We start from the raw sequence: 7,243 nt of genomic DNA on the forward strand, positions 1-7,243 counted from the left end.
CATCGTCGTGCTCTTCCTGCTGCTCGGCAACTTCCGTGCGGCCCTGATCGCGGCGCTGGTCATCCCGATTACCATGATGCTGACCGGCTTCGGGATGCTGCGTGCCGGTGTCTCCGCCAATCTGATGAGCCTCGGCGCCTTGGACTTCGGTCTGATTGTCGATGGCGCTGTCATCATCGTCGAAAACGCGCTGCGCCGGCTTGCCGAGCAACAGCATCATGAAGGACGATTGCTCAGCGTCAAGGAACGGCTCGCGACCGTGGCTTCCGCTGCGCGTGAGATGATCCGTCCCTCGGTGTACGGGCAGGCGATCATCATCCTTGTCTATGTGCCGCTGCTCACGTTGACCGGCGTGGAGGGCAAGACGTTCGTGCCGATGGCGCTCACCGTCATCATCGCGCTCGCCTTCGCCTTCATCCTCTCTCTCACCTTCGTGCCGGCGATGATCGCGATCTGGCTATCGAAGAAGGTTGAGGAGAAGGACGGCCGCATTATCACGTGGCTGAAGAAGCGCTACGAACCTGGTCTTGATCGGGCGATGAAGCGTCCGACCGTGACGATCGGGGCGGGTGTCGCGAGCCTTGTGGTGGCGGCGCTGGCCTTCACCACGCTCGGCTCGGTGTTCCTGCCGCAGCTCGATGAAGGCGATTTGCTGATCCAGTCGCTCCGTATTCCGGCGACGTCGGTCCAGCAGAGCCAGGCGATGCAGGTGCCGATCGAGCGAATGATGTCGAAGCAGCCGGAGGTGCAATTCGTCTATTCCAAGACGGGCACCGCCGAGCTGGCGGCCGACCCGATGCCGCCGAACGCAACCGACATGTTCGTTATCCTGAAGCCGCGCAAGGATTGGCCGAATCCTGAGCTTCCCAAGGAGGAGCTGGTGAGCCGGATCGAGGGTAAGCTCGCGAAGATCCCGGGCAATGCCTACGAGATCACCCAGCCCATCCAGATGCGCTTCAATGAGCTGATCGCCGGCGTGCGCGGTGACATCGCGGTGAAGGTGTTCGGGGACGACTTCAACCAGATGAACCGGACGGCCGAGCAAATCGCTGCGACGCTGCGTAAGACGCAGGGTGCCGCGGACGTGAAAGTCGAGCAAACGACAGGTCTTCCCATGCTCGACATCCGCGTCAATCGTGACGCGATGGCGCGCCTGGGCGTCACGGCGCAAGACGTGCAGGACACCGTGACTGCCACGATCGGCGGGCGGACCTCGGGCCAGATCTTCGAGGGCGATCGTCGCTTCCCGGTGGTGATCCGCCTGTCTGAGGCGCAGCGCGCCGACATCGGCCTGCTCCAGCAGGTGCAGGTGCCGGTCGCAGGCGGCGGCTATGTGCCGCTGTCCAGCGTCGCCGAGATCAAGGTGGTCGACGGTCCCAACCAGATCAGCCGCGAGAACGGCAAACGGCGCGTGGTGGTGCAAGCCAACGTGCGTGGCCGCGACGTCGGATCGGTGGTTGCGGATGCGCAGGCAGCGATCGCCAGCCAGGTTCGGCTGCCTGCCGGTACCTATCTCGAATGGGGCGGCCAATTCGAAAACCTGCAATCGGCAAGCGAGCGGCTGAAGCTGGTTATTCCGGCCTGCTTCATCCTGATCCTGTTGCTGCTCTATGGCGCATTGGGATCGGTCCGCGATGCCGCGATCGTCTTCACCGGCGTGCCCTTCGCGCTGGTGGGCGGTGTCCTGCTGCTCTTCTTGCGAGGCATGGACTTTTCGATTTCGGCGGCGGTGGGCTTCATCGCCCTGTCGGGCATCGCGGTCCTCAACGGCCTCGTGATGGTCAGCTCGATCCAGGATCTGATCCGGTCGGGGCTATCGCGCGAAGAGGCGGCCCATGTCGGCGCAATGCAGCGTCTGCGGCCTGTCGTCATGACCGCGCTTGTCGCCAGCCTCGGCTTCGTGCCGATGGCGCTTGGCGAGGGCGCGGGCGCGGAGGTGCAGAAGCCCTTGGCGACCGTCGTCATCGGCGGCCTGATCTCGGCGACGCTGCTGACGCTGTTCGTTCTGCCGACGCTCTATGCCCGGTTCGGGCAGAAAGTGATCGAGAATCCCGAGCACTACAATGAGGAGCATGAAGGGGACGACCACGGTCAGACCTTCGTGAACAACTTGGCCTGATGGGTGAGCGGGGCGGTCCGCGATCGCCCCGCTCATCTCTGGGAGATGGGGATATGCCTCGCACCATAACCAGCTCAATGCTTCACGGCGGGCCACTGCGGATCTGGTCGGCGATCACCGATCCGGATCATCGTCGGGCTTGGAGTCCGCTCGCATTCCTCGACAACCCGTGCCTGCTTGGCGAGACGGAATGTACCTTCGCGATCCAGGGCATCACCCGGCCAATTCGGACGCCGGCCCGGGTCGATCAATTCGATAAGCCGCACGCCTTCGCTTGGTCCTGCGGCATCCCTTATCTGTTCACGCTCGAAGAGCGGTACGAGCTGGCAGGGGACGATGGTGGCACCAGGCTAACACATAGCTGCACGCTGCGCGGGGCGCTCTCTCTGCCGTTCGCGGCGATGATGTTGCGCCGCCTGCGGTCCCTGATGATCGAGGCCGACGACCGCCTCGCAACCTATCTGCGCTGGCGGGTGGGTCAGCCTGCCCGTGAGATCAATCGTCAGCGCGTCCCCTCCCGCTACAGGAGGAAGGCGCGATGATGCCTGGGATCCGGGTACTACCCGCCCTCATCCTCGTTGCCGGGTTGGCAGCTTGCTCGGAAAGCAAGCCGCCGGCTCCCCCAACGGAGCAAGAAATCCATTCGTCCGACAGCGCTGTGGCGACTGGGGAAATGGGGCGACACCCCTATCGCTGTTCCGACCGGGAACCGCTGTTCGTCGATTTCAAGGACAACGGCCTGCAGATCGATTTGCGGCGTTCTGGCAGCGGGACGCCCGTGACACTGACCGCTCCAGCGCAGGGCCTCCAGTATGTCGGCGAGACGGCCACCGCGACCTTCAAAGGAACGCAGCTCACCATCGTGGAAGGCGATGGCCGGACCCGGACCTGCGAACGGGAGGGCGCCAGATGAACCGTCCTGTCTTCCGACACGTCGCGCTGCAACGGGAGAGAAGCGATGTCTGACACGTCGATCTCGAATGTGATGGTCATTCGCGCCGAAGTGATCGCGCGAAGCCGCGCTTTGCGCGAGGCACAGCCGACGGCACCGCCCGGCGTGACGCCCACCGCTCCGGCGTCGAACTTCGCCGACACCCTCAATGCCGTGGTCGCGAAGGTCAACGAGACCCAGGAGCAAGAGGATGTCGTCACGGAAGCATATGAGCGTGGCGAAACCACCGACATTGCAACCGTCGCGCTCATCCAGAGCCGCGCATCCATAACTTTCGAAGCGACCCTGCAAGTCCGGAACAAGCTGCTGTCCGCTTATCGGGACATCATGAACATGCCGATTGGATAACGATCGCAAAGGGATTTAGGGCAAAGTTGATATGATTGTTGGCGCGAGACCACGGTTTAGGCAGATCATTGTCGAGGTTTGGAAGCCGCTCACGATCTTGTTCGTGTGGGACGTAGCCGTGACGGCATTCCACATAATGACCCCGATTAAGGAACCGCCTTTGCCGACGGCGCTTTTCGGCACTGCCATCGCGCTCTTCATGGGGTTCCGCACCAACGCTGCTTATGCTCGCTGGTGGGAAGCGCGAACCCTTTGGGGCGCGCTCATCAATGCGTCGCGCAGCCTGGCCCGGATCACGCGCAGCCTGACCAAGGGGGAACCCGAGGGCAGTGAGATGCGGCACAACATCATTCTGCGGCAGATCGCCTTTGCGCACTCGATGCGCTGCCAGCTTCGCCGACAGTCGCCCTATGAAGAGATTGCTCGGGTCGCCGGAACGGACGTCGCCGATATGGCGGTCGGTCGCCTGAACCCTGCCAACGCGCTCTTGGAAGACATATCGGGCATCTACGCCGACGCGCTCGCGGAAGGTCGGACCACTGAGATCCAGCAGGCAACTGTCGAGCGCGTCCTGATCGACATCGCCAATGCCCAAGGCGGCATGGAGCGGATCAAGAACACGCCGCTGCCTAATGGCTTTAGGTTCTTCCCGAACCTTTTCACGCGCGTGTTCTGCGTGCTGCTCCCGATCGCGCTGGTCGAATCTCTGGGCCTTGCCACGCCGATCGGATCGACGCTGATCGGACTCGTCTTCCTCGCGGTGCTGAGCATCGGCGAGGATCTGACCGATCCGTTCGCCAATAGCGTCCACGATGTCCCACTCACGGCCATGTGCCGCACGATCGAGATCGACCTTCTTCAGACGGCGGGACTGCCAGCCCCTGAGCCGCTGACGCCCGATCACGGCGTGCTGTGGTGAGTGCGGTGCGCGCTTTGCGTTACCTGCCTTGCCTGACAGCCGCGCGCATCGGCGCCGTTCTGTTCGCGGGTATGGTCGCCGGAGCGTGCAATCCCGCGCCGAGCGAACCTGTCGAGCCGGCGCATGAAACGCATCTGACGCCCCGATTGATCGCGCAACGCATCATGTATTGCGACGACGGATCGCGCGCCGATGTCGACTTCATCGACGACGGCCTGAAGATGGCTGTCACCTGGCTGCCCAACGGCAGGACCGAGATCCTGCACGCGCAACGAACGGGCGATGAGTTTCGCGGCGACCGGTCGCGGGCAGTCGTGGCGGGTGGGTCGATCGCCTTCACGCAGGGCGGGAAGATCCGCGTCTGTCACCGAACCCCGGAGGGATCATAGCATATGCAAGCATTGCTCTACACGCTTGCGCCTGTGCTGGCGGTCGTGCTCGGCGCGATCATTGCGAGCCGCACCAAGTTGAATCCTGGCCTCGTGGCGGGCCTACAGCATCTCGCCGCCGGCGTCGTGTTTGCGGCGGCAGCGACCGAAATCCTGCCGCAGGTCAAGCATGAGGCTTCGCCCAGCGCGACGCTGATCGGTGGGGCGGCGGGTGTCGCGACGATGTTGGGGCTCAAGGCTTTCGAGGCCCGCTTCAAGGGACCGATGGCGTTGCTGGCGGCGATCGGCATCGACATTCTGGTTGATGGCCTGGTGCTCGGCCTCGCGTTCGTCGCGGGCGAGAAGGCAGGGTTCCTGCTGACGATCGCGCTTACGCTCGAAGTGCTCTTCCTGGGTCTGACGCTGACCGACGAGCTGGCGGAAACCTATCGCTCGCGCCTGCGCATCATCGTGATCGTTTCGGCATTGGCGTTGCTGCTGCCGATCGGCGCGCTCGCGGCCGTTCCTGTCGCCACGCTTTCGCCGGTAATGGTCGCTGGCTTCCTGAGCTTTGGTCTGATGGCGCTGCTCTATCTCGTCACGGAGGAGTTGCTGGTCGAGGCGCACGAGAAGCCTGACACCCCGCTCATCAGCTCGATGTTCTTCGTGGGGTTCCTCGCCCTGCTGACGCTTGAGGAGATCATGGGATGATCCCGAACAATGACAATAATGGCGGGCGAGAGCGTCGTACGCTCTGGATTGTCCTGCTGCTGAATGCGGCAATCGCGGCTGGCTTCTTTATTTCCGGCTTCTTCGCGGATTCGAGCGCGCTGATCGCCAACGGCGTCGACAACCTGTCGGATACCGCCGTGTACGCGCTGAGCCTCGTGGCGCTCACCCGGGGCGAGACATGGAAGACGCGAGCGGCGACGGCCTCCGGCGTCATGCTGCTGATCTTCGCGGGCGGCATCCTGATCGACGTTGGCCGGCGCTACCTTCAGGGCAGCGAGCCGATCGGACCGACCATGATGGTCATGTCGGCGATCGCTGGCGTCGTGAACTACCTGTGCCTGCGGCTGCTCCAGCGGCTCAAGGATCCGGACGTCAACCTTCGGGCCGCCACCACCTTCAGCTTCAATGACTTCATTTCCAATGGCGGCATCCTGATCGCCGGCGTGCTGGTGCTGTGGCTGGGCACCAACTGGCCGGACCTGCTGGTCGGCTTCGCCACTGCCATCATCGCCATCAAGGGCGGTGTCGAAATCCTGCGCGACGCGCGCGCCGAAACCAAGAAAAGGGAAAGGAGGTCGTCATGAACGACAAGCTCGAACTCGATATTCCGGTCCTGCTGCCCGACCTTCCTGACGCGGCCGACGCTTGTCTGGACCGTCTCGTGTCGACCCTGTCGAAACGCGAAGGCGTCGAGCGGGCCCATGTGATCTGCGTCGACGGCGACACGCCGGCGGCGCTGTGCATCCATTTTGACGCCGCCAAACTGCCGCTGCCCCGCTTGCGCGAAATGGTGCGCGCCGCTGGTGCCGAAATCACCGAACGCTACGGTCATGCGATCTGGCAGGTGACGGGTATCAATCACGCGCGCCGGGCGCGGACCGTCAGCGATGCGCTGTGCGCCTTGCCCGGCGTCGTCCAGGCAAGCGCCAGCACCAGCGGCTCGGTTCGGGTCGAGTATGATCGCCGGGAGACCACCGAAGAGGAGGTCCGCGCCGCACTTCGCAAGCTGAAGGTCGGTGTAGGCAAGCGGGTCGCGGCTGACGACCATGCTGGCCATGACCACGGGCCGGGTGGCCACGGCGCGGACGAGGAGAAGCACGGTCCTGGCGATGGCCACGACCATAGCCATGCCGAGTTTCTTGGCCCCAACACCGAGCTGATCTTCGCGCTCGCCTGCGGCGCACTGCTGGGGATCGGCTATGCGATCGAGAGGCTGGTTGCCGGCGTACCGGAGTGGCTGCCCACCGCCTGCTATGTCGCGGCCTATTTCTTCGGCGGATTCTTCACGCTGCGCGAGGCGATCGACAACCTTCGGATGAAGAAGTTCGAGATCGACACGCTGATGTTGGTCGCTGCCGCCGGCGCCGCGGCGCTGGGCGCATGGGCCGAAGGCGCGCTGCTGCTGTTCCTGTTCAGCCTTGGCCATGCGCTTGAGCATTACGCGATGGGCCGCGCCAAGAAGGCGATCGAGGCGCTGGCGAAGCTCGCGCCCGAAACCGCGACCGTGCGACGCGGCGGGCAGACCAGCGAAATCCCGGTCGAGCAGATGGTCGTCGGGGACATTGCCATCGTCCGCCCGAACGAGCGCCTGCCTGCTGACGGCTTCGTCATCAAAGGCACCAGCGCGATCAACCAGGCCCCGGTGACGGGTGAAAGCATCCCGGTCGACAAGGTGCCGGTCGCCGATGCCGCAGCGGCGCGGGCAAAGCCTGATGCAGTGGACGCGGAAAGCCGGGTTTTTGCCGGTACAATCAACGGCGGCGGCGCGATCGAGATCGAGGTGACACGCCGTTCCAATGAAAGCG

8 protein-coding genes and 1 pseudogene are annotated in these 7,243 nt (G+C 64.0%); all 9 read left to right on the forward strand.

Annotation, left to right across the window (positions count from 1 at the left end; genetic code table 11):
* The coding region (locus tag Q0579_RS13760) for a CusA/CzcA family heavy metal efflux RND transporter (protein ID WP_298813363.1) at positions 1-2,119 on the forward strand (2,119 nt) is incomplete at its 5' end.
* A 53-nt stretch (positions 2,120-2,172) separates the two neighbouring features.
* Complete coding sequence (locus Q0579_RS13765; RefSeq protein ID WP_017980805.1) at positions 2,173-2,661, forward strand: polyketide cyclase; 489 nt, start codon at positions 2,173-2,175, stop codon at positions 2,659-2,661.
* Entirely contained in the window at positions 2,658-3,032 is a 375-nt protein-coding gene (locus Q0579_RS13770) for a hypothetical protein (RefSeq protein ID WP_024310663.1), read from the forward strand. The genes Q0579_RS13765 and Q0579_RS13770 overlap by 4 nt, the downstream gene beginning before the upstream one ends.
* A gap of 45 nt (positions 3,033-3,077) precedes the next feature.
* Positions 3,078-3,419: a flagellar hook-basal body complex protein FliE gene (gene fliE / locus Q0579_RS13775; RefSeq protein WP_017980807.1), complete on the forward strand. Its 342-nt coding sequence runs from the start codon at positions 3,078-3,080 to the stop codon at positions 3,417-3,419.
* A 31-nt stretch (positions 3,420-3,450) separates the two neighbouring features.
* Positions 3,451-4,338: a bestrophin family ion channel gene (locus Q0579_RS13780; protein ID WP_024310664.1), complete on the forward strand. Its 888-nt coding sequence runs from the start codon at positions 3,451-3,453 to the stop codon at positions 4,336-4,338.
* Positions 4,339-4,343: 5 nt separating this feature from the next.
* The gene (locus Q0579_RS13785) at positions 4,344-4,727 is read left to right on the forward strand and encodes a hypothetical protein (protein WP_024310665.1); all 384 of its coding nucleotides are present in this window, start codon (positions 4,344-4,346) and stop codon (positions 4,725-4,727) included.
* A 3-nt stretch (positions 4,728-4,730) separates the two neighbouring features.
* Positions 4,731-5,417, forward strand: coding sequence for a transporter (locus tag Q0579_RS13790; RefSeq protein WP_017980810.1), 687 nt, complete (start codon positions 4,731-4,733; stop codon positions 5,415-5,417).
* The gene (locus tag Q0579_RS13795) at positions 5,414-6,022 is read left to right on the forward strand and encodes a cation transporter (protein WP_017980811.1); all 609 of its coding nucleotides are present in this window, start codon (positions 5,414-5,416) and stop codon (positions 6,020-6,022) included. Before Q0579_RS13790 ends, Q0579_RS13795 begins: the two co-directional genes overlap by 4 nt.
* A pseudogene (locus Q0579_RS13800) lies at positions 6,019-7,243 on the forward strand (heavy metal translocating P-type ATPase); the annotation flags it as partial. The gene Q0579_RS13795 and the pseudogene Q0579_RS13800, both read left to right, overlap by 4 nt.

It is taken from the genome of uncultured Sphingomonas sp., from assembly GCF_936927845.1.
GTDB lineage: Bacteria > Pseudomonadota > Alphaproteobacteria > Sphingomonadales > Sphingomonadaceae > Sphingomonas.

Coding starts and splice junctions, on each gene's coding strand:
- Q0579_RS13770 (WP_024310663.1), top strand. CDS start 2,658: ATGATGCCTGGGATCCGGGTACTACCCGCCCTCATCCTCGTTGCCGGG.
- Q0579_RS13780 (WP_024310664.1), top strand. CDS start 3,451: ATGATTGTTGGCGCGAGACCACGGTTTAGGCAGATCATTGTCGAGGTT.
- Q0579_RS13765 (WP_017980805.1), top strand. CDS start 2,173: ATGCCTCGCACCATAACCAGCTCAATGCTTCACGGCGGGCCACTGCGG.
- fliE (WP_017980807.1), top strand. CDS start 3,078: ATGTCTGACACGTCGATCTCGAATGTGATGGTCATTCGCGCCGAAGTG.
- Q0579_RS13795 (WP_017980811.1), top strand. CDS start 5,414: ATGATCCCGAACAATGACAATAATGGCGGGCGAGAGCGTCGTACGCTC.
- Q0579_RS13790 (WP_017980810.1), top strand. CDS start 4,731: ATGCAAGCATTGCTCTACACGCTTGCGCCTGTGCTGGCGGTCGTGCTC.